Raw genomic sequence first — 23,485 nt, 5'->3', positions numbered from 1 at the left:
GGAAAGTATGAGTAGCCCAGTGATTGTTCTTACCGAAGATGAATCCTATTCTAAGCTTGAGACCGAGAAGCTTGGTCGGCTTGTTGTTCGTCGTTCCGATGATATGGATATTTTCCCCATCAATTACGTTGTTGATGGCAAAAATATCTATTTCCGAACGGCGGAAGGCAACAAGCTTTTTAGCGTGGGATTAAATAATTATGTTTTGTTCGAGGTTGATAATTCCACTGCCTATACCGCTTGGTCAGTGGTGATTAAAGGCCATGCCGAGATTGTGCGAGATTATAGCGAGATTCAACGCTGCGACGCTTTGCCACTGCGGCCGTGGGTCCCGACCTTGAAATACAACTATGTCCGCATCGAGCCTAAAGAAATTAGTGGCCGGGCCTTCCGGTTAGGGGAGGAACCGGAACGCTACTAATGCCGGAGAGTTTTGTTAAGTATCCGGCGCAACCAGGCGCCGCTGAAGCCGAGGCAGCAGGGTTGCGGTGGCTGCGGGAAGCGTCGACAAGTGTTGTTGACGTCATAGAGGCAACGCCGACGCGGATTGCCACCCGCAAAGTCCGCCTTGCCATGCCCACAGCAGACGCGGCGATTTTTGCGGGGGAGCAATTAGCAACGATCCACCGGGCGGGCGCGTCGGCGTTTGGCAGCCCTCCGCCTGATTGGGAGGGCCCAAACTTTATTGGCACGCAACAACAGCTGTGCGTCCCCACCGACGATTGGGCCACTTTTTACGTCGAGCAACGGGTCGCGCCTTTCGTTGCTGCTGCCGTCGATAACGGCAATCTTCATGACCCGGAGGGTGTTATCGAACGTGCTCTGGAATGCATCAGCCATCATGATTTCGGCGCTGTCACGCCTGCCCGCATTCATGGCGACTTATGGCGTGGCAATCTTCTCTACGAGAATACTGGCACCGGGGTGCGCCCAGTTTTTATCGACCCTGCGGCGCACGGCGGACACCCAGAAACTGATCTGGCTATGTTGGCGCTGTTCGGTGCGGATTATTTTGAGCATATTATCGCTGGCTACCACACAGTGTCGCCGCTGCCGGATACCTGGGCGGATTATATCCCGGTTCACCAGTTGCATCCCCTGGCAGTCCACGCTGTTACACATTCTGCAGCCTATGGTGATGAATTAGTGGCATGTGCTCGTCTGGTGGTTGCACTGCTTGGCTAACGCCACCAGGTGTCTTGTGGGGTCACTGGCAGATGACGCTTGTGCTGGCCGATCCGCCATAGATGCTCAATCCGGCTTGCCGCAATGTCATTGATGGCGGTTTCACCTGATAAATACCCATCAATATCGCGGTAGCGAATCCCTAATGCGTCCTCGTCGGAAATCGCTGGGCGATCCTCTTCCAGATCAGCGGTAGGTACCTTGAGCCAGGTGGATTCCGGTGCACCAAGATACTGCAACATCGCTGCGCCTTGGCTCTTATTAAGTCCAAACAATGGCATGAGATCCGCTGCACCATCGCCAAACTTCGTGAAAAAGCCGGTGACGTTTTCGGCTGCATGGTCAGTGCCGATAACCAATAACCCTTTTTCCCCAGCGAGCGCATACTGGGCGATCATGCGCTGGCGTGCTTTAACGTTTCCTTTATTAAAATCTCCCAGGCGCGGTTGACCCAGCGCTTGTGCCACGCTGTCTGCAATCGCGTCGGTAGCGTCTTTAATATTGCAGGTCAGCGTGTGATCAGGACGAATAAACTGCAATGCAATGTCGCGGTCTTCTTCGTCAAACTGAACTCCGTAGGGCAAACGCATCGCCCAGAACTCCGCATTGCCGCCAGTGCGGCGAATTTCCTCTACTGCTAACTGGGCGAGCCGTCCAGCAAGGGTGGAATCTTGGCCGCCAGAAATTCCCAAAACGAACCCGTTTGTGCGGGAGTGACGGAGATAATCGACCAAGAACGACACCCGGCTGGTAACCTCAGCAGCGGGATCAATGGTTGGGGTGGTGTGAAGTTGAGCGCGGATTTCCCGCTGTAAATCAAGATCCATGCTTGTTAAGCTTAGCGTCAAAAAGTCCCAGTGAAGCGTGCTGGCTCTATAGCTTAGGGCGGTGCTTGTGCAAAGAACGAATACTGGGTGATTATTGGAGTGGCATGCGCAGTTGGGTGATCGTAGGCGTAGGTAACCAGTTTGGTATTTACGCTAAACGTACGATAACATTGTTCCTCGTGTCATTGGCTGGATACACATATTCGTTGTCCCAGCCACTAGGAATGTGTAAGTCGCAACTGGCTTTCCCTTAACAAGAAAGGAGCGCCCGATGAAGGTCCGTAAATCCCTTCGGTCGCTGAAGAACAAGCCGGGCGCTCAGGTTGTGCGCCGTCGTGGCAAGGTCTACGTGATTAATAAGAAGGATCCACGCTTCAAGGCTCGTCAAGGTTAATTACATCCTCAACGCGCGAGCTTTATTTAGCCGCCTGGTTGGTTTCGGTTAGCGAATCTCTTCCAGGCGGTTTTATCCTTTGTACTGCTAAGTAACTCATGCGGACGCATGGGCTAAAACCTGTGCGGCTTTGTCGTGCTGGCGGGTTATGTGCGATGGGTACTGCAGTTCGCAGGTTTGTAGGATCGTGTTGTGGTTTCGGGTGCCCGCTTGTCGACGCCCCGAGCGCAGCTGGGGGTAGCTGAAATGGGGCGGGGGTATCCGGGGTAGTCGAAAGGTCGATGGGGGTAGCTGAAGTCCTATTGATTGAGTTGGTGCCGTTTAAGGTATTTCTTGAATTATGTTGATGTGATTGCGATTATCGTAGCGCCGCTGGCTAGGTGTCATGACAACTAAGCGTGATAGGTGCGGGCTGTTTATCGGTGTTATTTTCATGTTTTGTCAACAAACTTTTCGAGGGAAATTGTGCTGCATAATTTCTCATTTTTACCGGTATATTCCATCGAATCAGTCATAGGTTTTTAGAATTATTAGAATAGCAACCATGCTGCACTTGATTGGTTATGTAGCTGTGATTGTTATGTAAACGCGATCCTAAACTTAATTTTTTGATAAGGATTGGGTAGATGTTACTCAATGTTTACTTTATGAAAAACATCTTTCTTGCAGGGGGTATGGGGTAGCACTTTATCTTATATGTGCTGTAAATCACATTTTTGAGCGATGGCGGCTACGAGCTGGGAAGATGTTACGTGTGTGAAAGTTGAAGCTCACATCTTTGTAATTTGATTGGGTGAACCAATGCCTACATGTGGTGCTATGGGTGGTTGTTTGCTGGGAATTTCATTGTTGTAACTACTATATGTAGTGCTTGTTGCGTTAATTTGCCACAACGTATAGTGTCGTTTTTGTCGCCACGGACGCAGCGTGACACCGCAATGGCCATCGGTAGTCAGGTGAAGTAGCGGCTCGTAACAAAAATCCCCATAGGACGACCACTGTGGTCAGCCGAAAGCGAACTAAGGAATTTTGAGCTATGTCGATCACTCTCTTTACCAAGCCAGCTTGCATGCAGTGCAACGCAACCAAGAAGGCACTTGACCGCGCAGGGCTCGACTACAACCTCGTGGATATCAGCATTGATGAGGAAGCTCGTGACTACGTGATGGCTCTTGGTTACCTCCAGGCGCCAGTGGTGGAAGCGAACGGCGAGCACTGGTCTGGATTCCGGCCGGAGCGCATCAGTGGACTTGCCAGCCAGGTGGCTTAACTCAATCTTTCGATATAGCTGCCCAAACGCCCTCACCGAGCCCGCCGAAAACACTGTAATTGGCAGGTATGGAAAGTGGTATGGTGGGCAGCACTTTCATATCCAGCCCCACTGATGGAAAGACACAATGTTGGTTGTCTATTTTTCCTCTGCGACGGAAAACACACATCGATTCGTCGAAAAGCTTGATTTGCCAGCGAAGCGGATTCCGTTACATAAAACGGATCCAGAATTGATCGTCGACAAGCCATACGTCCTCATTTGTCCCACATATGGCGGTGGGGCGTCGATAAGTGGAGCGACCAACACCAAACCGGTGCCACCGCAAGTCATTCGGTTTCTCAACAACAAACACAACCGGGATCTATTGCGGGCAGTCATCGCAGGCGGCAACTCAAATTTTGGGTCGGACTTCGGCAAAGCGGGCGACTTGATCGCTGCAAAATGCAACGTTCCTTACGTTTATCGCTTTGAACTCATGGGAATGCCTGAAGATGTAGCCGCAGTGCGACAAGGGTTGATCGACAACGCACAAACACTCGGCCTTCAACCCCTTTACACCCAAGCTTCCAACTAAATATCACTTGCTAGAACGATAAAAACGACACAACCCGCAAAGGTGCAACCGACGTGACAACTACCTACGGAAAAAACGTGGCAGAACCCGCCTCTCGTGAGGAACAACTCGACTACCACGCCCTCAACGCACTGTTGAATCTCTATTCCGAGGACGGCCAGATCCAATTTGATAAAGATCGCGAAGCGGCCAACCAATACTTCCTGCAGCACGTCAACCAGAACACGGTTTTCTTCCATGATCTGGAAGAAAAAATGGAATACCTGGTAGAAAACAAGTACTACGATCCAGCGGTGTTGGATAAGTACGATTTCGCGTTTATCAAAGACCTCTTTAAACAGGCATACGCCCATAAATTCCGGTTCCCAACCTTCCTAGGGGCGTACAAATACTACACCTCATACACCCTTAAAACTTTCGACGGGCGCAGGTACCTCGAACGCTTCGAAGACCGGGTATGTATGGTGGCGCTCGCGCTAGCCGACGGCGACCGTGATCTCGCCCGCCACCTTGTCGACGAAATCATGACCGGCCGGTTCCAGCCTGCCACCCCAACCTTCCTCAACATGGGTAAAGCCCAGCGTGGTGAACCAGTATCCTGCTTCCTGCTACGCATCGAAGACAATATGGAATCGATTGGGCGATCCATTAACTCCGCACTGCAACTATCCAAGCGTGGCGGCGGTGTGGCCTTACTGTTGTCTAACCTGCGGGAATCTGGCGCACCGATTAAACACATCGAAAACCAGTCCTCTGGCGTCATTCCTGTTATGAAACTATTGGAGGATTCCTTCTCCTACGCCAACCAATTAGGAGCACGTCAAGGCGCTGGTGCCGTTTATTTGAACGCACATCACCCAGATATTCTCAACTTCCTCGACACCAAACGCGAAAACGCAGACGAGAAGATTCGGATTAAGACGCTTTCCCTGGGGGTGGTTATCCCTGACATCACATTCGAATTGGCTAAGACCAATTCTGACATGTACCTCTTTAGCCCATACGACGTCGAACGGGTCTACGGAAAAGCATTCGCCGACCTCTCAGTCACCGAACACTACCAGGAGATGGTTGAAGATCCCCGGATCCGCAAGAAGAAGATCAACGCACGAGAATTCTTCCAAACCTTGGCTGAAATCCAATTCGAGTCCGGCTATCCCTACATCATGTTCGAGGACACCGTGAACAAGGCCAACCCGATAGCTGGCCGCGTTAACATGTCCAACCTATGCTCCGAAATCCTCCAGGTAAACACCCCGTCGTACTACAACGACGACCTTACCTATTCGGAGGTTGGTGAAGACATTTCGTGTAACTTGGGCTCGCTGAATATTGCGATGGCGATGGACTCTCCGAACTTCGCCGACACCATTGAGACCGCCATTCGGGCATTAACGGCCGTGTCAGAACAAACCTCTATCAATTCCGTTCCGTCTATCCGCAAAGGCAACGACGACGCACACGCGATCGGCCTGGGGCAAATGAACCTGCACGGCTACCTGGGGCGGGAACGGATCTTCTATGGGTCGGAGGAAGCACTGGATTTCACCAATGCCTACTTTGCCGCTGTGTTGTACCAGTGCCTGCGCGCTTCCAATAAGATCGCACGGGAACGCGGCGTCAAATTCGGTGGGTTTGAAACCTCCGAATACGCAAGCGGTGCATATTTCGATCGATTCGACCCGGCTGATTTCCAGCCGCAGACCGACAAAGTTAAGGAATTATTCGCTAACTCCAGCATCCACACCCCAACCGCTGAGGATTGGGCACAACTACGTGCTGATGTTATGGAACACGGGTTATTCAACCGGTATCTGCAAGCTGTGCCGCCAACCGGGTCGATTTCCTACATCAATAACTCCACATCGTCGATCCACCCGATTGCCTCCCGGATTGAAATCCGCAAAGAAGGAAAGATCGGGCGCGTCTACTACCCGGCGCCACACATGGATAACTCCAATTTGGAATATTTTCAAGACGCCTACGAAATCGGCTACGAAAAGGTCATCGACACCTATGCGGTGGCAACCAAATATGTTGACCAGGGGTTGTCGCTGACGCTGTTTTTCAAAGACACCGTGACCACCCGTGACATCAACCGCGCACAGATCTACGCGTGGCGTAACGGAATCAAGACCCTCTACTACATCCGGTTGCGGCAGGTGGCCCTTGAAGGCACCGCAGTCGAAGGCTGCGTATCCTGCATGCTGTAACGCGCTATACGCATAGAAAAGGTCTAGGGACTTCGACATGTTTGGTGCCCTAGACCTTTTCTATATAGACATAATCCTTGTTAGTTAGGGGAGATGCTTTAGGTATCGGTCCTAGGTATATGGCAAAACAGGTAGATTAACGCCTAATCCCGCTGTTACTAGGTGTGCTCGATAGTTTTCGTGCAAAGCGGCAGGATGGTTGTTATAACCAACACGAAACCCCACCAGTTTAAACCGGTGGGGTAGTGGCGTTACTGTGTGTATCCGTCTGCTATGGGGCGGATTAGCGCTTGCCCAATTCGCCATCCATGATGATGGTGCCGAGGCCTTCGCCGGCAAGCTTCAGGCGGTCGAGGATTTCCTCAACGGAGGACTCTTCTTCGATCTGCTCCTGAAGGAATTCATCCAAGAATGGGCGGGATTCGAAATCCTGTAGGGAATCGGACAGAACGGCGATCTCCCGAATCATGGCGGTGACCTTCTGCTCGTGTGCCAATGCTGCTTCGAAGGCATCGACTGCGGAGGAAACATCCACCTTTGGTGGTGCGATGTCGCCGATCTGTGGGGTGTAGCCACGGTCGAGTAGATGCTGAGCAAACTGCTGTGAGTGATCCAGCTCTTCCTCGTGCTGCTTCTTCATCCAGGAAGCCATTCCGGTAAGCGACATATCCTCAAGAATGTAGGACATTTGCAGGTAAACCATTGCGGCTTCAAGTTCGGCAGTTACTTGATTATTGATTGCTGATGCAAGTTTTTCATTAATCCTCATGCAAAGGAGTTTAAGGGCAATAAACCACATTGTCAGCTAAAGTTAGCCCAGCTTAACCCGCATTTATGCAATTTGGATACCCTAAGATAACCTATCCAAAATACTGGTTGGATTATTGAAACAGTCGTCTAATTAATGTGGTGAATGCCACTTTTGATGGCTGGGGCTGGTGGAGTTGTTCGCCTCTGGCGCGGATGCTACTAAGGGTAGGTAAAATTAAGGCCAGAAATCATTTTGTGACTAAGATCATATTTTGGGTTGTGGTTTTATGGGGCAAGGTGGTCTTGAAACGGGTTGTTGCGGTGGGGGAATATAGAAACAGCGGATATTCGGGTACTGTTTAACTATTCGCGTAATCAGCGTGACCGTGATGTCGTATGCGTCTATATTGCGTGCTCACGGCTAGTGATTCTGTGTGTTGGCGCACAAATGTTAATACCACCGATAGTCCTGTTGGATCGAGGAGAATGCGCTTTATGAATAGCGTTGAGGATGCATATATCCAAACCCACCCCAAGCCAGTGCGAGCAATCAACTGGAACACCATTCCGGATGAAAAAGACCTTGAGGTATGGGACCGGCTAACCGGAAACTTCTGGTTGCCGGAAAAAATTCCAGTATCAAATGACATTAAGAGCTGGGGAACGCTTAATGATCTGGAAAAACAAACAACAATGCGGGTCTTTACCGGATTAACGCTACTTGACACTATTCAAGGAACCGTTGGTGCGGTGGCTATGTTGCCGGATGCGGTGAGCCTGCATGAGGAGGCGGTCCTTACCAACATTGCCTTTATGGAATCGGTACATGCCAAGAGCTATTCCAATATCTTCATGACTCTGGCCTCAACTAAGGAAATCAATGAGGCATTCCGGTGGTCGGAGGAGAATGAGAACCTGCAAAAGAAGGCGAAGATTATTCTTTCCTATTATGAAGGTAGCGATCCGCTCAAACGTAAAGTTGCCTCCACCTTGCTGGAATCATTCCTTTTTTATTCCGGATTTTATCTTCCTATGTATTGGTCAAGCCATGCCAAGTTAACTAATACTGCGGATATCATCCGGCTAATTATTCGTGACGAAGCGGTGCACGGATATTACATTGGCTATAAATATCAACAAGCGCTGCGTCACGAATCGCCGGAGCGGCAAGGAGAGCTCAAGGAGTATACATACGATCTCCTTTACGATCTCTATGAGAACGAGATTCACTACACCGAAGATCTCTATGACCCGTTGGGGTGGACTGAAGATGTCAAACGCTTCCTGCGGTATAACGCCAATAAGGCGTTGAACAACTTGGGCTATGAAGCATTGTTCCCGGCTGATGAATGTCGAGTATCGCCAGCGATTTTGTCAGCTTTGTCTCCGAATGCTGATGAGAACCATGACTTCTTCTCGGGATCTGGTTCTTCCTATGTTATTGGTAAGGCTGAAAACACCACCGACGACGACTGGGACTTTTAAGTAATTTCGGCAAAATGGCCCGGATGCTATCTCGGGGGCGGGGTAGCATCCGGGCCATTTTTTGCGTTACGACGAATGAGGGTGGAATGTGATCATCATCTTTCGATCCACCTTTGGATTGATACCACCTGGGGGTGTGGATTATCCAAGAACGGGGGTGGCGGGCTGGTGGCACCATGCGTCACAAATGTGTTGACGATCACACAAATTGGGTGAAATCTAAGCTCACCGCAGGTGGTGGCGGCGAAAACCCTAGGGGCTGTCAAAAAATACTTTTTAACCAGCAAAGAACACAGGTAGGGTAGAGGGAAGTCTAGCTGGGAATAGCTAGTATATCCGCGTTGCGCTCCCTTAGAATAAGGAAGCGTAATTTTTAGATACAGTCCAGACGCTTAGAACGTGGGACCGCTATCTCATAAAGTCAGGAGGATCGTATGACCGCTGTGGTGCCACGGCAGGAGAATTACTCCGAGCCAACTCGGCCCGCACCAACCGGAGGGGCCCGCATTGGCTCTCTGGCCTGGAAGATGTTGACCACCACTGACCACAAACTGCTGGGCATTATGTACATCATCATGTCCTTCGTGTGGTTCTTCCTTGGTGGCTTAATGGCACTTCTTATCCGTGCCGAGCTTTTCACCCCAGGACTCCAGTTCCTGTCCAACGAACAATTCAACCAGTTGTTCACGATGCACGGCACAATCATGCTGCTTGCATTCGGTACACCTGTTGTGTGGGGCTTCGCTAACTATGTGCTGCCGCTCCAGATTGGCGCACCTGACGTAGCGTTCCCCCGATTGAACGCTTTTGGTTTCTGGATTACCACCATCGGCGTTGTTGCCATGTTGGCAGGCTTCCTTACCCCAGGTGGTGCTGCTGACTTCGGCTGGACCATGTACCTGCCATTGGCGGACTCTATTCACTCCCCAGGTATTGGTTCCGATATGTGGATCGTCGGTGTCGGTGCTACCGGTGTCGGTACCGTTGCTTCCGCAATCAACATGATCACCACGCTACTGACCATGCGTGCTCCAGGCATGACCTTGTTCCGTATGCCAATTTTCTGTTGGAACATCTTCGTTGCCTCAGTCATCGTGCTCATGATCTTCCCGCTGCTGCTCGCTGCAGCATTGGGCGTTTTGTATGACCGCAAGCTGGGTGGGCACATCTACGATCCAGGTAACGGTGGTGCTATCTTGTGGCAGCACTTGTTCTGGTTCTTCGGGCATCCCGAGGTTTATGTTCTCGCGCTGCCATTCTTCGGCATCGTTTCTGAGATCATCCCAGTGTTCAGCCGTAAGCCAATGTTTGGTTACATCGGCCTGGTATTCGCTACGTTGTCCATTGGTTCGCTGTCGATGGCTGTGTGGGCGCACCACATGTTCGTGACTGGCGCAATCTTGCTGCCGTTCTTCTCCTTCATGACCTTCCTGATTTCGGTTCCAACCGGTGTGAAGTTCTTCAACTGGCTGGGCACCATGTGGAAGGGTCACATTTCCTGGGAGACCCCAATGATTTGGGCAGTGGGCTTCTTGGTTACCTTCCTCTTCGGTGGTTTGACCGGCATTATGCTCGCGTCGCCACCGTTGGATTTCCACTTGGCTGAGTCTTACTTCTTGATCGCTCACTTCCACTACACCCTGTTCGGTACTGTGGTATTCGCCGCTGTTGCTGGCGTGTACTTCTGGTTCCCGAAGATGACTGGCCGCATGCTTGATGAGCGTTTGGGTAAGGTGCACTTCTGGCTCACCTTCGTAGGTTTCCACGGCACCTTCCTGATCCAGCACTGGGTCGGTAACATGGGTATGCCTCGTCGGTACGCTGACTATCTCGACTCCGATGGGTTCACTACGCTTAACCAGATTTCTACCGTATTCTCCTTCTTGCTGGGTATGTCGGTCATTCCGTTTATTTGGAATGTCATTAAGTCCTGGCGTTACGGCGAGATCGTCACCGTGGATGACCCGTGGGGTTACGGTAACTCCTTAGAATGGGCTACCTCTTGCCCACCGCCTCGCCATAACTTCGTGTCCATGCCGCGTATCCGTTCGGAGCGTCCTGCATTCGAACTGCATTATCCACACATGGTGGAGCGGATGCGTCGTGAAGCTCACGTTGGGCACCACCACGAGCCGGTGAACAAGAAGTAAAGTCTGCTTTACCTCACTGACTTTTACATAAAGGGTTAACGGGACATTGTTTGTCACCGTTAACCCTTTTTGTTGTCCCCTTGTTTAGGGCAGTAGGCGGGCCGGAATTTCTCCGTCTGGAGTTTCATGGAAGAATACAACAACGTGTCTGATGCAAATTCCACTCAGTTAACAGTTGCGCTACAACATGGGTTAATTCCCGCAGTGGTGACTATTTCGGGCAATGATCGCCCGGGGGTGACCGCCGCTTTTTTCCGGGTGTTGGCGGCAAACGGTGTCCAGGTACTCGACGTTGAACAGTCTCAGTTTCGTGGCTATTTATCGTTGGCGGCTTTCGTCGGTATCGCTGCGGCGAAAGTGGACAAGGTCGACGAAGGGCTACGGGAAACACTGAAAGGGTATGGGCAGACGGTGTCCGTGGAATTGCAAGCCGAGGCCCAGTCGTCCCGGCCTCGCTCCACTCACGAGATTGTGATTCTTGGTAATCCGGTGGAAGCTAAGGATATTTCCCGAATTGGCCAGACTCTTGCGGATTACGGTGCCAATATCGACACCATCCGTGGTATTGCTGACTACCCGGTGACGGGGCTTGAACTGAAGGTAACTATTCCTAATCCCAAACCAGGTGGCGGGATTCCGATTCGTAAGGCATTGGCTCAGCTTACTCCGGAACTGGGGGTCGACATTGCAATCGAACGGGCTGGTTTGCAGCGTAGGTCCAAACGGTTGATCTGTTTCGATTGTGACTCGACGCTAATCACCGGAGAAGTGATCGAAATGCTCGCGGCTCATGCGGGGCGTGAGAAAGAAGTCGCCGAGGTGACAGAACGTGCCATGCGCGGGGAACTGGACTTTGAGGAATCCTTGCGGGAACGAGTGAAAACTCTCGCAGGGTTAGACGCATCAGTTATCGATAAGGTTGCGGCCGATATTGTTTTAACACCTGGCGCGCGTACAACAATCCGAACATTGAAGCGCTTGGGCTATAAAACAGCTGTTGTTTCCGGCGGTTTCATTCAGGTATTAGCCGATCTGGCCAAGGAATTAGACCTAGATTATGTTCGTGCGAATACCCTGGAGATAATAGACGGCAAACTCACTGGAAACGTTATTGGCAAGGTTGTGGATCGTGCCGCCAAGGCAGAATTTCTGGCGGAATTTGCCGCCGATTCTGGGTTGGAGATGCACCAAACCGTTGCTGTGGGGGATGGGGCTAATGATATTGACATGATTTCTGCTGCTGGCTTGGGGATCGCTTTTAACGCTAAACCAGCCTTACGGGAAGTTGCTGATACATCGGTGAATTCCCCGTTCTTGGATGAAGTTTTACACATGCTGGGCATTACCCGAGCTGAGGTTGATGCCGCTGATGAACAAGCTGGTACTGTCCATCGAGTCCCGTTGGAGCCTTAGGTGTTAGATCCACAATCGGAGTTTTTCGATACTGCTTTTCGACGCCTTCAACAGGCCGTAACGAATCGGGACTGGGACAAGCACGGCGAGGACCCCAGCGACCCAGAAACCATTCATGCCATGCAGATTGTGGTGAACATTCCGAAGCTTGATCCACCGCCGCAGTTGGCGTTGGTGGCGGCAGCCGCTGAAGCGACAGTGCGGTTGTGTCTGGATGACCGGGCCGGCGTTGGATTCGAGCAAGGCGATGGTTCTTTCGCCGCAGCAATTGATGCGTGGTATCAGCATAGGATTCGCAAAGTCACTCGCCGGGCACGTAACGCCGCGTGGGAGCGAGTACAGCTGGTTCCCGGAATTACCGCCAGCTATGACGGTGCGCAGGCACGGGCAATTGTGCCGAGCGCCGTGCATCGGGTAGATCCGGTGGTAGCAAAGCTTCAGATTGGCGGAACCAACGTCGATGATGGCAACGTCGACAAGCGGCCATCTGACTGCCCGCATATTTATCTCGATGCTGGTCTGGACATGTCTACGGGCAAACTGGCCGCCCAGGCTGGACATGCATCGATGCTATTAGCCGCCAACATGTCGTTGGATTGGGTACAGGAGTGGGCGCGTGCTGACTTTCCGCTAGCAGTGGAAAAAGTTGACTCGCAGGTTTTTGGTCAGCTTCTTGAAAGCACCGACGTAGTGGTTGTCCGTGATGCAGGTTTCACGGAGGTAGCTGCCGGAAGCGCAACAGCTCTTGCCGCCCCGCGGGCTATACTTTAGTGCTGGAAAATATCAACTTAAAAGATGATGGGAAAGATAGTGCGTAATCGGGCATGGATACCGGATCAACACGGCGCATGGGTTATGGTATTCCTGCCATTTACCTTAGGTGTCATTATCGCACGACCGCATCTTATTCACCTGCCCCTGCTTATCGCTTGGTTAGTGGGCTATTTTTGCTTTTTCGCGGCATCTTTATGGATAAAAGCACGCCCCAACAGAAAAGCCCAATACCTGCCAGCGCTTATCACCTACGCCAGCATCTCGGCCGTCGCTGTCCTAATAACCGTCTGGCTAAACCCGCAACTGATGTGGTTTGGGATACTGTTTGCTCCTCTCGTGGTGGTGGCAGCATGGGAAGCAATCAAACATCGACCCCGATCACTGATCTCTGGCCTAGCAACGGTTCTTGCCAGCGCATTGATGTTGCCAGTAACCGTTGCTGCCGCAGGCGCAGATCCATGGTCGGTGTGGGCGCGAACCCTCCTGGTTGCTCTGTATTTTTGCGGAACAATTCCCTATGTGAAGACATTGATTCGGAACCGACAAGATCCCGCCTGGTTACAAGGATCAGTAGGCTTCCATGCGGTGGCGGTTTTTATCGTCGCCAAGCTTGCCTGGAACCAGCTGGTTAGCTGGTGGGCACTACCGCTGTTCCTAGCCTATGGGCTGCGTGCCTGGTGGATTCCTACAATGAATCGAAAGTGGCGACCGAAACAAATAGGTATTGGGGAAATGTTCGCCAGTGCCGCATTAGCCGCTGTTGTGTTGGTCTCCTAACCATCTTGCAGTAGCCGCCGGAGGATTTTCCCCGAAGCCGAACGCGGAATGCTATCGGTGAACCGAACCTGCCTAATCCGTTCAGCGGGAGTGACTTGGGCCGCCACGGCGTCCATGACCGTGGCCTCTGCGACATCACCCACGATCACCGCCACTGGTTGTTCCTCTCCATCGGCACCAAAACCCCGTACAACTGCGCAATCCACCACACCTGGTATTGTGACGATGATATTCTCCAGCTTTTGCGGGGACACTTGTATTCCGTGTGATTTAATGATGTCCTTTAACCGATCCACCACAAAAAAGTCTTCGCCGTCACGGATAACAATATCGCCAGTGCGCAACCAGCCGCCGTCGACAAGCGTGGCCGTGGTGGCAGCAACATCAGATAGATATCCAGCCATGACCTGCGGCCCACGTACCCATAATTCGCCACGCCCGGATTCCATTCCGGTGTCGGGATCAACTACCTTAGCTTCCGTCGCAGGTAAAACACTCCCGATTGACGACATGGGCGTGTCACCGTGCTGCGCTAAGTGTGTAACTGGTGCCGCTTCCGTCATACCGTACCCCTGAATCACGCGCGCCCCGGCTCGCTTTTCGACGATCGCCCCCGTGGCAGTCGGCAATGCCGCCGCGCCGTTTATTATTGTGTGCAGCGAAGAGAAATCGGTTGTGTCCACCAATGGATGCCGCGCTAACAACGTGGCAAGCGGCGGCGCAATAAACGTCACATTAATATCGTGCTGCTCATGTGCCTGGATAAACGACTCGGCGGTAAAAGGCTGAGCAATCACCGTGGCCCCTAAATACAACGGAGTATGTAAAAGCGCCGTGAGACCATAGATATGACTAAACGGTAAAACAGACAAACACCGCTCGCCGGGAGAAACCGGCACCACCTGGGCAAACTGCATGGTATTAGCAACCAAATTGCGGTGCGTTAACATCACTGCTTTCGGCAACCCGGTTGTTCCCGAACTCATCGGCAAACACGCAAGATCCGTCGCTTGTTCAAATGTCACCGACATTTGAACAATAGGGGGGCGGGCACGCAGCCGGGTCAATTCAGAAGCGGTGATAACCATAACCGCCCCAGTTTTCTTCACCTGATACGCCACATCCGTCTCAGTGGCGGACATCGGGACAGGCGTGACCACCCCGCCGACAGACAGCACTGCGTGAAACGCAATCACGAAATCCACCCCATTGGGTAACTGAACCCCCACCACCGCGCCGGGAGAAATATCCAACCGGGCAGCCAATTGCCGAATATCCTGGAAAAGCTCCCGGTAGCTTCGCGTGCCCGACGCGGAAACGATAGCGGTGCGCTCCGGCGGGGCGGCGTCGAAAAGCAACCGGGTTAACGATACATTGGGGAAATCCACTAGCCAGTCACCAATCTACCCAATGCGGCGGTAACCACAGCCTTATCCGTAGTTCGCCAAAATCGCGGCATTGAATTTAGTAAAAACCCACCGTAACGCTTCTCCACGATGCGCTTATCCAACACCGCAACAACGCCCCGGTCCGTTACGTGCCGGAGCAGTCTACCCGCCCCCTGGGCCATCAGCAGCGCGGCATGGGTCGCAGCAACTTCCATAAAACCATTTCGGCCAGCCGCATCAGCGGCCTCCTTACGTGCCTGCAATAACGGATCATCAGGGCGGGGAAATGGAATTCGATCCATAAACACCAACGAGCAACTTTTACCTGGTACGTCCACCCCCTGCCACAACGTCAACGTACCAAATAAACACGTGTTTTCTTGTTTAGCAAACCGATCCACCAGTGCGCCAGTGGTATCGTCGCCCTGGCACAAAATATCGAAAGGTAACCGTGGCCGCAATAATTCCGTGGCCTGCATTGCAGCCCGGCGTGAGGAAAACAACCCCAGCGTGCGGCCCCCCGCAGCCATGATGAGATCATAAATCTCGTCCACCATTTCCTGCGGCAATCCGTCTCGGCCTGGCTCCGGAATGTGGCGGGGCGTATATAAAATCCCTGACTTCGCCGGATCAAACGGGGTGCCCGCATCTAAATGATCCCAACTTCCCTTCGGCAACCCCCAGCTCGCGGCCATCGCTGCAAAATTCCCACCAATAGTTAACGTCGCAGAGGTAAGTACCACCGTGTTGGAACCGAACAACCGGTCGTGCAGCAATCCCGCCACCGACAGCGGGGCAACCTTGAGCATCGTGCCCCTGCGCTCATCAACAACTGCCCACACCACATCTGAATGCTGGGACTCGTCTGGCTGGGCGAAAACCTCCAAGATCCGCACCACGCAATCGTGCTGATCTTCGATATGATTGGCCAGGCTTAACCGCTCCGCGTGTTGTTCCGGTTGGTGCGCGGCCTCACCTGCTGGGGCTTGCCCAATGGTTTGTTTCAACTGCCATAAACAATCCCGCAGTGCGGTCAACGTAGGCCCCAGCTGCTCAGGTAACGCCACTAACCGACCTGGCTCAACCCCCAACATGGATTGCTCCCACTGTGTGGCCACCTCTTTGAGCTTCTCATCCCTTCCCTCAGCGCCCAGTTTCCCAGCGCGCCGTGCGGTCAATGTCAAAGCGGTGGTGGAAATCTCCATTGTGGAAACTGACGTGATCCGGCCATCTAATTCATGAGCCTCGTCGATAATGACCACGTCGTGCTCCGGCAAAACGTTGATATCTAACATGGCATCAATGGCCAACATGGCATGATTGGTCACGACAATATCGACGTCTTTGGCTTGACGCCGGGCCAATTCCGCAAAACATGTATCGCCGTGCGGGCACCGACTTGCCCCAATACACTCTTTGGAGCTAACGGATACTTGCCGCCATGCCAAATCGGATACGCCTGGTTCCAGTGAGTCACGGTCACCGGTTTCGGTTTCATTCGCCCAGTCATACAGGCGGGCTATTTGCGCCCCTAACCAACTGATCTCGGATTCGTCTAAAAGCGCATCTTCCTCGTTTGCGAGGCTTTCGGCATGTGCGACCTTATTCTGACACAAATAATTATGCCGCCCCTTCATGATGGCGAAGGTAGGACGGTTTTCAAGAATTGGCTCCAATGCGTCCGCCAAGCGGGGGAGATCCCGTTCAACCAATTGACGTTGCAGCGCAATGGTGGCGGTGGAAACAATCACGGTGGAATCTGTTAACTGCGCGTAGCGGATGGCTGGTACCAAATACGCTAACGATTTTCCGGTTCCGGTTCCTGCCTGCACCGCCAAATGCCGCTGAGTTTCCAGTGCGCGGGTGACTGCTTGAGCCATCGCCACCTGGCCGTCTCGGGTGGCGCCGCCGATACTGTCAACTGCAGCGGTTAGTACTTCCTCGGTGGTGCAGGCTAGTTCCGTGCTCATGTACTAACGCGAAAACCCAACGTAACGAGTATTAATTACGGGCTCATCCTTACTTAGAGCCAAGCCTTCCCACGGCAGTGTGATCAGTTGTTTGGCCAAGTAATCACGCGACTGGCTCAACGTAGCCAGGCCGGGAACAATTTCGCCATCCCGCATGAGCGGAATCGTAAGCTCGGTAGCATTCAAATGGCCGATATCCGGCATATCAGCGTCAAAGGGGAATACGATCTCTTCCACCGCGGTGCCAGTATCCCGGTGGGTGCGGATGGCTCGCTTCGTCCCGCCTGCCGACTGCTTATTGCGCGATCGCTTTGCGACGGGGTGTCCGTCGACCTCCACCAACTTGTACACCATGGATGCGGTAGGTGCACCGGAACCAGTCACAACTGAAGTACCCACACCGAAGCCATCGACGGGGTCGCCACGCAGGCCGGCAATCGCATATTCGTCCAAATCAGAGGACACGATGATCTTGGTGTTGTGCGCGCCTAGATCATCCAGCTGCTGACGCACCTGACGGGTTAATACCCCCAGATCGCCGGAATCGATTCGAACCGCACCCAATTCAGTGCCAGCCACCTCAATGGCCGTTTTCACCCCTTGGGTTATATCATAGGTATCGACTAGTAAGGTGGTCCCAACCCCATGGGAATCCACCTGGGATTGGAAGGCTGCGGCCTCATTAGGAGAACCATCATCATTAATATGCAGCAATGTCCAGGCGTGCGCTGCGGTACCAGAGCCGGGAATGCCATAGCGGTGAACTGCTTCCAGATTCGAGGTGGCAACAAAACCCGCCAGATAAGCAGCCCTAGAGGCTGTGACAGCGGCCAGCTCATGGGTACGCCGTGACCCCATTTCGATGATTGGGCGACCATCCGCCGCGGTGACCATACGAGCAGCGGCGGAGGCTATCGCTGAATCCGCATTGAGGATGGATAAGATAACCGTCTCCAAAATCACGCACTCAGCGAAAGTCCCACGTACCGTCAAGATTGGGGAGTGGGGGAAATACAGTTCCCCCTCACGGTAACCATCAATTTGGCCGGAAAAGGAATAGGAACGCAGGTAGTCACGGGTTTCGTCGTTAAGGAAATCCAGCGATTGAATTTGTTCCTCGGTGAACCGGAATTCCTTAATGGCAGATAACACTCGGGCGGTTCCCGCCACAACACCATAACGACGCTCGTTAGGCAGTCGGCGGGCAAATACCTCGAAGGTACACATCCGGTGCGCGGTGTTATCGGCAAGAGCTGACTGTAACATGGTCAACTCATACATGTCTGTTAACAGGGCAGTAGATTGCATAGGATTCACAGCACCCCAGCTTAATGGGCGAGCCTGTGATTAGCTAAGTTGAATCACCGCAAAAGTTTTGCCATTGGCACTAGCAACTCCGACACCAATATGGCGTAAGTCGGATTTCCCCAGCGCTTCCTGGCTTTGCGGATCGTTGAACCAACCGCCTAAGAACCGGGCCGCTTTTGCATCGGCAGAAGGCAATGAGGACTGAACCATAACCACGTTGTCCGGAGTTGGCTTGAAACTGTCGGTCATGGCGTTACGTTCCGCCCACCGCTGGGCACTCATGCTCAAGTCATAATTGGGCTCAACGATGCTCCGGCCAGCTTCAATCCGAGATTGATTCAAAATATTGGTCAAATCATTACGGATATTGGTGTCCTCCCATAACCGGGATGTATCCAGCGGCTGAACCAATTCCGACAACTTCGGCTGATCAGCCTTATTATCCGAACTGCCAGCATCAGTGAGGGAATTGTAGGAATTTACTGCTGCACCCGCGAATGTGAGTGCCGCCAAAATCACAGATAGCAAATTTTGGATGTGTCGATATCGCTCAGGTTGGTTCACTCCAGGAATCCACTGCACCAACCAATTAACAATCTGATTCATCACCTAACACCTTCCACCTGCATTTCGGAAGCTCATTCTACCAAGAAATTTCTCATAAGAAATACACTTTGACTATCCCTTACAGTGCACAGGCTTTAAGAGGTTGACTATTGTATTAGCCATGAACACAAACCACACAGTCACGCTGTCTTCCCCAATGGCCTCGCCGGAACTCGATGAGGACATTGTCGTCGACGTGGCAACCAGCGAAAACCTACCTTGGTTATGCATCGTGTGGGATGACCCAGTAAACCTCATGAGCTACGTCACCTATGTTTTCCAAACGGTTCTAGGCTACGACAAGAAACGAGCCATGGAATTAATGATGCAAGTCCACACCGAAGGAAAAGCAGTTGTCTCCTCCGGCGAAAAAGACAAAGTAGAAGCAGACGTGAAAAAGCTCCACACCCACGGACTGTGGGCCACCATGCAACAGGCGGGTTAGAAAACATGAAATCATGGAAACGCAAAAAAGGGATTTTTAGCCAGCCCAAATACCACTGCGTATTCGAGCCGATCGAAAGAGAAGTATTGGGCAATATTGCAGCCACCGTCGCCGATGCTCTTATGCACCGGGCTCAATCCGCACCAAGGGACGAACTAGCCGAATTAGCAGGAATGCCCTCCGGCCACAAAGACGCCCCGACCGATCCAGCGCTTTTACGGCTATTGCCTAATTTTGAACGCGACGGCGACGAAGAATACGACGGCGACAATTCATTGCTCAGATCCCTCCACGAATCGGATATAACCAAGGAAAAACTGAGCAATCTCGCAATCCTGGGCGAGGCGGTGGGCCCAGACGGGTCAATATCAGTGACCATCACAGAAGAAGAAGCCCGCGCCTGGCTGATCGCACTCAATGATATGCGGCTCTTCCTCGCAGCCAGCGATGTGCCCGATACAGAACATGCGGAAGACCGAGATAATTTAGTGGAATGGTTGGCCTATAACCAAGAATCGCTGTTGAGCGCAATGACAGGAGAACATCCCTCGTGAGTGGAACGCTTGACGACGTCCCCGGCATCCGAGTTGGGCACCGCAGCCTAGGAGATACCGGCTGTACCGTCATACTGCCAGAAACCCCAGCAATTTGTGCAGTTGACGTTCGAGGAGGCGGACCAGGCACCCGGGAGACAGACCTCCTAGAACCGCATAACACGGTACAGCACATTCATGCCATCACATTATCCGGCGGATCCGCCTACGGGTTGGCGGCCGCTGACGGCGTCATGACCCTATTGGAGAAATCCGGGATTGGCTTCCCGGTATTGGGGGAATCCGTGACCGGTCCGATAGTCCCCATTGTGCCCGCCGCAGTCATCTTCGACCTATTGGTCGGAGATGCAGATAATCGGCCCACGGCCACGGATGGATACCAGGCTGCGCAGGCGGCGCTGACCAGGGAGCCGTCGAAAAGCAATGGCAACATTGGGGCAGGCTGCGGAGCAACCGCCGGGAAACTGCGTGGCGGATTCGGGCAAGCGTCGACTCACGTCGGGGACTGGGTGGTTGCCGCAGCGATCGTTGCTAACCCGGTTGGCGAGATTGTTGACGTAGAAACTGGTGCGCTCTGGGCGCGGCCAGATATTCGGATCAACCTGGCGAAATACCGCGCATTAGCATCCCATACCGGGCAGCTGAACACGACAATTGGCGTGATAGCCACCAACGCACCAATCACCAAATCCCAAGCGAAACGACTCGCCATCGCGGGCCACGACGGGATAGCCTGGGCGATACGACCTGCCCACAGTCCACTCGACGGCGACACCCTTTTTGCCCTCACTACTGCTCAGGAACCGGCAAACGTTGATACAGACACCATGCGGCACTTGTCCCACGCCGCAGCTACGGTCGTATCAGAAGCCATCATCGCGGCAGTAATGAACGCAGAACCCGGCTATGGGCTCACCACCCTAAACGAGCTTTTCGACGACACAACGAAAGTCCACCCATGACACAACCAACCCGCGGCGGCATCACAACCGCGTTGAGCTTCGCAATTGGATACACCATCATCATCTGGGTGATCCACATCATCAACGTGTCCGTATTCACCAATAACCTCGCCTACTTTGGAATCCGGCCACTAGACCCGGCAACCCTCTGGCACATCGCGACATCTCCACTAGTTCATGGCAGCTTCAACCACCTCATAGCCAACACCGTCCCAGGCGCAGTATTTTCTTTTCTCATCGGATGGTCCGGCGCCCGCGTCTATTGGGAAGTTACGCTGATCACGATGGTCGTTGGCGGGGTCGGAGTGTGGCTAACCGGCGGCATCGGAACAACCCACATTGGAGCATCGGGACTCATTTACGGCTGGTTGGCCTATCTGATCGTCCGAGGCATTTTCAACCGCAGCCTCAACCAAGTCCTATTGGGGATAATCCTCGCTTTTGCCTACTCCGGACTGGTATGGGGCGTATTGCCTGGTGAACCGGGAGTTAGCTGGCAAGCACACCTATTCGGCGCTATTGGGGGAATGATCGCAGGGGCATTCATCACCTCCGACGATCCGCCAGCGCTTCAAGCAAAACGCGCGGCAGCAGGGCGTCGATAAGCAAAAAACACCAGCACAAGGCTGGTGTTTCCTATTACAGGTGTCGGCTCAAAATCCGGGCAACTTCATCATTACCCCGATGCGTTAGATGTGTTGTAATGTTGTACGGCTCAGTTGAATTATCAAGAATCCCCGCAACCCACCGCTGATTCTGCGGCGCGCACATATCATGCCCCTTCGTTTCCGGCTCAATATTGATCCAATCCGAACCAGTAGCAGCAGCAGACTGCCGCTGCCAATCATGAGCCGCATTCAAAGCTGAACGAACCGCACCCACCGGAATCACCGGAGCCGGCGCATTATTAATATGGAACGGGCACGTCTCACCATGCGGACCAACCATTGCCGGATAACTCACAAAAGACACCCGGGCATTAGGAGCAGCAGCCTTGATCCGGCCAACCTGCACCCGCATCTCATCAACAAACCGTTGCGATTGGATGTGATACAAACCCGGTGCCTTCCACGTGTCATTCACACCAATCTGAATCAAGACGTTCGTAGTAGCAGGAGAAAGCTGATTCTGATTAAGCGCAGTATCAACCTGCTTCTTCAAACTCTTATTGGCATCAATCGGGGCGTACGCAACCGCGCCAGTACAGGCAAAATCCTCAACCTTGCCACCGATTAGCCGCTGCAACGAAGCAGCAATCCGGCTCTCACCACGAGGACACCGCCAATCCCCAGGCGCATTCTTCGTGGCCTTACCTGGCCCCTGGAAAATCTCCGCCCACAAGAACGTCGGATTCGCCAAAACTGAATCACCAAACATCACAACATTCTTTTCCTGGGCAACCGCCACAGGGCCCGCTACCACCGAACTAAACCCAGCCACAACCGCAGAAATCGCAGCCACAAACCGACGAGACTTCATTACAACCGACCTCTCATTGGGGAAACCTAGACCCATCAAGACTAATACATATAGAAAAATAGTCCATAGCAAACAAAACGTTACAACCACTAATTCTCCAATAAGGGGACAAAACACTACCATTGGGGAACATGACAACCTCAGCACAATCCCCCCACAACGCCCCCATCGGAATCTTCGACTCCGGGGTCGGAGGCCTCACCGTTGCACGAACCATCATGGACCAACTCCCCAATGAGTCCATCACCTACATTGGGGACACTGCAAACGGCCCCTACGGACCACTACCAATTGCCGAGGTTCGCACCCACGCACTCAACATCGCTGATCAACTCGTCGAACGCGGCTGCAAAATGATCGTCATAGCCTGCAACACCGCCACCTCCGCCTGCCTCCGCGACGCACGCGAACGATACGACGTACCCGTCATCGAAGTAATCCAACCCGCCGTCAGACGCGCAATCGCAACAACGCGCAACGGAAAAATAGGAGTCATCGGAACCGAAGGAACCGTCAAATCAGGCGCATATCAAGACCTGTTCGCAATCAACCCCAATGTCACCGCCTACGCCCAAGCCTGCCCACGCTTTGTTGACTTCGTCGAACGCGGAATAACCTCCGGTCGACAAATCCTCGGGGTCGCCCAAAGCTACGTGGAACCACTACAAGCCGAAGGCGTAGACACCCTAGTATTGGGGTGCACCCACTACCCATTGCTCTCCGGCGTCATCCAACTCGCAATTGGTGACCACGTAACATTAGTCTCCTCAGCTGAAGAAACCGCCAAAGATGTACTCAAAGAACTAACCAACCACAATCTACTTGCCGACGACACCATAACCCCAATCAAAACCTTCGAATCCACAGGCGACCCCCGCACCTTCGCACAGCTTGCAACAAGGTTCTTGGGGCCGCATGTGACGCACGTCGAAAAGCTAAACCCTATGTAATCCCTACC

Annotated in this window: 23 protein-coding genes; 16 read left to right on the top strand and 7 right to left on the bottom strand. The window is 52.8% G+C overall.

The window, feature by feature from the left end; genetic code table 11:
• Positions 1-7: 7 nt before the first annotated feature.
• Positions 8-421 carry a pyridoxamine 5'-phosphate oxidase family protein gene (locus CMUST_RS12405; protein ID WP_144414211.1) on the top strand — a complete coding sequence of 138 codons (414 nt, stop codon included), beginning with the start codon at positions 8-10 and terminating at the stop codon, positions 419-421.
• Entirely contained in the window at positions 421-1,185 is a 765-nt protein-coding gene (locus CMUST_RS12400; protein ID WP_047262782.1) for a fructosamine kinase family protein, read from the top strand. The genes CMUST_RS12405 and CMUST_RS12400 overlap by 1 nt, the downstream gene beginning before the upstream one ends.
• Here CMUST_RS12400 and nadE read toward each other — a convergent pair.
• On the bottom strand, positions 1,182-2,012 hold the full coding sequence (nadE, locus tag CMUST_RS12395) for an ammonia-dependent NAD(+) synthetase (RefSeq protein ID WP_047262781.1): 831 nt from the start codon (positions 2,010-2,012) through the stop codon (positions 1,182-1,184). The genes CMUST_RS12400 and nadE overlap by 4 nt on opposite strands.
• A gap of 271 nt (positions 2,013-2,283) precedes the next feature.
• Here nadE and ykgO point away from each other — a divergent pair, with 271 nt between their 5' ends.
• The 4 genes from ykgO (at position 2,284) to nrdE (ending at position 6,466) form a co-directional block, all read left to right on the top strand.
• Positions 2,284-2,406, top strand: coding sequence for a type B 50S ribosomal protein L36 (gene ykgO / locus CMUST_RS12390; protein ID WP_003852698.1), 123 nt, complete (start codon positions 2,284-2,286; stop codon positions 2,404-2,406).
• Between the two features lie 1,036 nt (positions 2,407-3,442).
• On the top strand, positions 3,443-3,676 hold the full coding sequence (nrdH, locus tag CMUST_RS12385; RefSeq protein ID WP_047262780.1) for a glutaredoxin-like protein NrdH: 234 nt from the start codon (positions 3,443-3,445) through the stop codon (positions 3,674-3,676).
• 127 nt (positions 3,677-3,803) lie between these two features.
• Positions 3,804-4,253, top strand: coding sequence for a class Ib ribonucleoside-diphosphate reductase assembly flavoprotein NrdI (gene nrdI / locus CMUST_RS12380; RefSeq protein ID WP_047262779.1), 450 nt, complete (start codon positions 3,804-3,806; stop codon positions 4,251-4,253).
• Between the two features lie 53 nt (positions 4,254-4,306).
• Positions 4,307-6,466 (top strand): class 1b ribonucleoside-diphosphate reductase subunit alpha, encoded by a 2,160-nt coding sequence (gene nrdE, locus CMUST_RS12375; protein WP_047262778.1) that lies wholly within the window; start codon positions 4,307-4,309, stop codon positions 6,464-6,466.
• Positions 6,467-6,749: 283 nt separating this feature from the next.
• Here the strand turns inward: nrdE and CMUST_RS12370 are convergent, their stop codons facing one another.
• Positions 6,750-7,235 carry a ferritin gene (locus CMUST_RS12370; RefSeq protein ID WP_047263630.1) on the bottom strand — a complete coding sequence of 162 codons (486 nt, stop codon included), beginning with the start codon at positions 7,233-7,235 and terminating at the stop codon, positions 6,750-6,752.
• A gap of 476 nt (positions 7,236-7,711) precedes the next feature.
• Here CMUST_RS12370 and nrdF point away from each other — a divergent pair, with 476 nt between their 5' ends.
• The 5 genes from nrdF (at position 7,712) to CMUST_RS12345 (ending at position 13,815) form a co-directional block, all read left to right on the top strand.
• The gene (nrdF, locus tag CMUST_RS12365; RefSeq protein WP_047262777.1) at positions 7,712-8,701 is read left to right on the top strand and encodes a class 1b ribonucleoside-diphosphate reductase subunit beta; all 990 of its coding nucleotides are present in this window, start codon (positions 7,712-7,714) and stop codon (positions 8,699-8,701) included.
• A 434-nt stretch (positions 8,702-9,135) separates the two neighbouring features.
• Entirely contained in the window at positions 9,136-10,851 is a 1,716-nt protein-coding gene (gene ctaD, locus CMUST_RS12360) for an aa3-type cytochrome oxidase subunit I (RefSeq protein WP_047262776.1), read from the top strand.
• 126 nt (positions 10,852-10,977) lie between these two features.
• Positions 10,978-12,264: a phosphoserine phosphatase SerB gene (serB, locus tag CMUST_RS12355; protein WP_047262775.1), complete on the top strand. Its 1,287-nt coding sequence runs from the start codon at positions 10,978-10,980 to the stop codon at positions 12,262-12,264.
• Positions 12,265-13,035 (top strand): peptidyl-tRNA hydrolase, encoded by a 771-nt coding sequence (locus CMUST_RS12350; protein ID WP_047262774.1) that lies wholly within the window; start codon positions 12,265-12,267, stop codon positions 13,033-13,035.
• Positions 13,036-13,059: 24 nt separating this feature from the next.
• Positions 13,060-13,815 (top strand): YwiC-like family protein, encoded by a 756-nt coding sequence (locus CMUST_RS12345; RefSeq protein WP_047262773.1) that lies wholly within the window; start codon positions 13,060-13,062, stop codon positions 13,813-13,815.
• Here the strand turns inward: CMUST_RS12345 and CMUST_RS12340 are convergent.
• Genes CMUST_RS12340 through CMUST_RS12325 form a run of 4 tightly spaced genes read right to left on the bottom strand, consistent with a single transcriptional unit; the run spans position 13,812 to position 19,087 of the window.
• The gene (locus CMUST_RS12340) at positions 13,812-15,203 is read right to left on the bottom strand and encodes an AMP-binding protein (protein ID WP_047262772.1); all 1,392 of its coding nucleotides are present in this window, start codon (positions 15,201-15,203) and stop codon (positions 13,812-13,814) included. The two genes, CMUST_RS12345 and CMUST_RS12340, sit on opposite strands and share 4 nt — an antisense overlap.
• Positions 15,203-17,173: an ATP-dependent DNA helicase gene (locus tag CMUST_RS12335; RefSeq protein WP_047262771.1), complete on the bottom strand. Its 1,971-nt coding sequence runs from the start codon at positions 17,171-17,173 to the stop codon at positions 15,203-15,205. Before CMUST_RS12335 ends, CMUST_RS12340 begins: the two co-directional genes overlap by 1 nt.
• A gap of 3 nt (positions 17,174-17,176) precedes the next feature.
• On the bottom strand, positions 17,177-18,481 hold the full coding sequence (locus CMUST_RS12330; protein WP_047262770.1) for a nicotinate phosphoribosyltransferase: 1,305 nt from the start codon (positions 18,479-18,481) through the stop codon (positions 17,177-17,179).
• A gap of 39 nt (positions 18,482-18,520) precedes the next feature.
• Positions 18,521-19,087, bottom strand: a complete 567-nt coding sequence (locus CMUST_RS12325; protein WP_052844745.1) for a CAP domain-containing protein — start codon at positions 19,085-19,087, stop codon at positions 18,521-18,523.
• Positions 19,088-19,208: 121 nt separating this feature from the next.
• On the opposite strand from CMUST_RS12325, the gene clpS reads away from it, so the two are divergent.
• From clpS to CMUST_RS12305, 4 genes are read left to right on the top strand one after another with little or no spacing between them, the layout of a single operon-like run.
• Positions 19,209-19,532 (top strand): ATP-dependent Clp protease adapter ClpS, encoded by a 324-nt coding sequence (clpS, locus tag CMUST_RS12320; RefSeq protein ID WP_083987568.1) that lies wholly within the window; start codon positions 19,209-19,211, stop codon positions 19,530-19,532.
• A 5-nt stretch (positions 19,533-19,537) separates the two neighbouring features.
• Positions 19,538-20,086 carry a DUF2017 domain-containing protein gene (locus CMUST_RS12315; RefSeq protein WP_047262769.1) on the top strand — a complete coding sequence of 183 codons (549 nt, stop codon included), beginning with the start codon at positions 19,538-19,540 and terminating at the stop codon, positions 20,084-20,086.
• Positions 20,083-21,048, top strand: a complete 966-nt coding sequence (locus tag CMUST_RS12310) for a P1 family peptidase (protein ID WP_047262768.1) — start codon at positions 20,083-20,085, stop codon at positions 21,046-21,048. The genes CMUST_RS12315 and CMUST_RS12310 overlap by 4 nt, the downstream gene beginning before the upstream one ends.
• Positions 21,045-21,653 (top strand): rhomboid family intramembrane serine protease, encoded by a 609-nt coding sequence (locus tag CMUST_RS12305; RefSeq protein ID WP_047262767.1) that lies wholly within the window; start codon positions 21,045-21,047, stop codon positions 21,651-21,653. The genes CMUST_RS12310 and CMUST_RS12305 overlap by 4 nt, the downstream gene beginning before the upstream one ends.
• 34 nt (positions 21,654-21,687) lie before the next feature.
• Here CMUST_RS12305 and CMUST_RS12300 read toward each other — a convergent pair whose 3' ends face one another.
• The gene (locus CMUST_RS12300) at positions 21,688-22,527 is read right to left on the bottom strand and encodes a GDSL-type esterase/lipase family protein (protein WP_236690113.1); all 840 of its coding nucleotides are present in this window, start codon (positions 22,525-22,527) and stop codon (positions 21,688-21,690) included.
• A 131-nt stretch (positions 22,528-22,658) separates the two neighbouring features.
• Here CMUST_RS12300 and murI point away from each other — a divergent pair, with 131 nt between their 5' ends.
• Complete coding sequence (gene murI, locus CMUST_RS12295; protein WP_047262765.1) at positions 22,659-23,477, top strand: glutamate racemase; 819 nt, start codon at positions 22,659-22,661, stop codon at positions 23,475-23,477.
• Positions 23,478-23,485: the final 8 nt, after the last annotated feature.

This window comes from Corynebacterium mustelae (assembly GCF_001020985.1).
In the GTDB taxonomy this organism is placed as follows: Bacteria; Actinomycetota; Actinomycetes; order Mycobacteriales; family Mycobacteriaceae; genus Corynebacterium; species Corynebacterium mustelae.
This window is presented reverse-complemented; position numbering and strand designations above follow the sequence as displayed.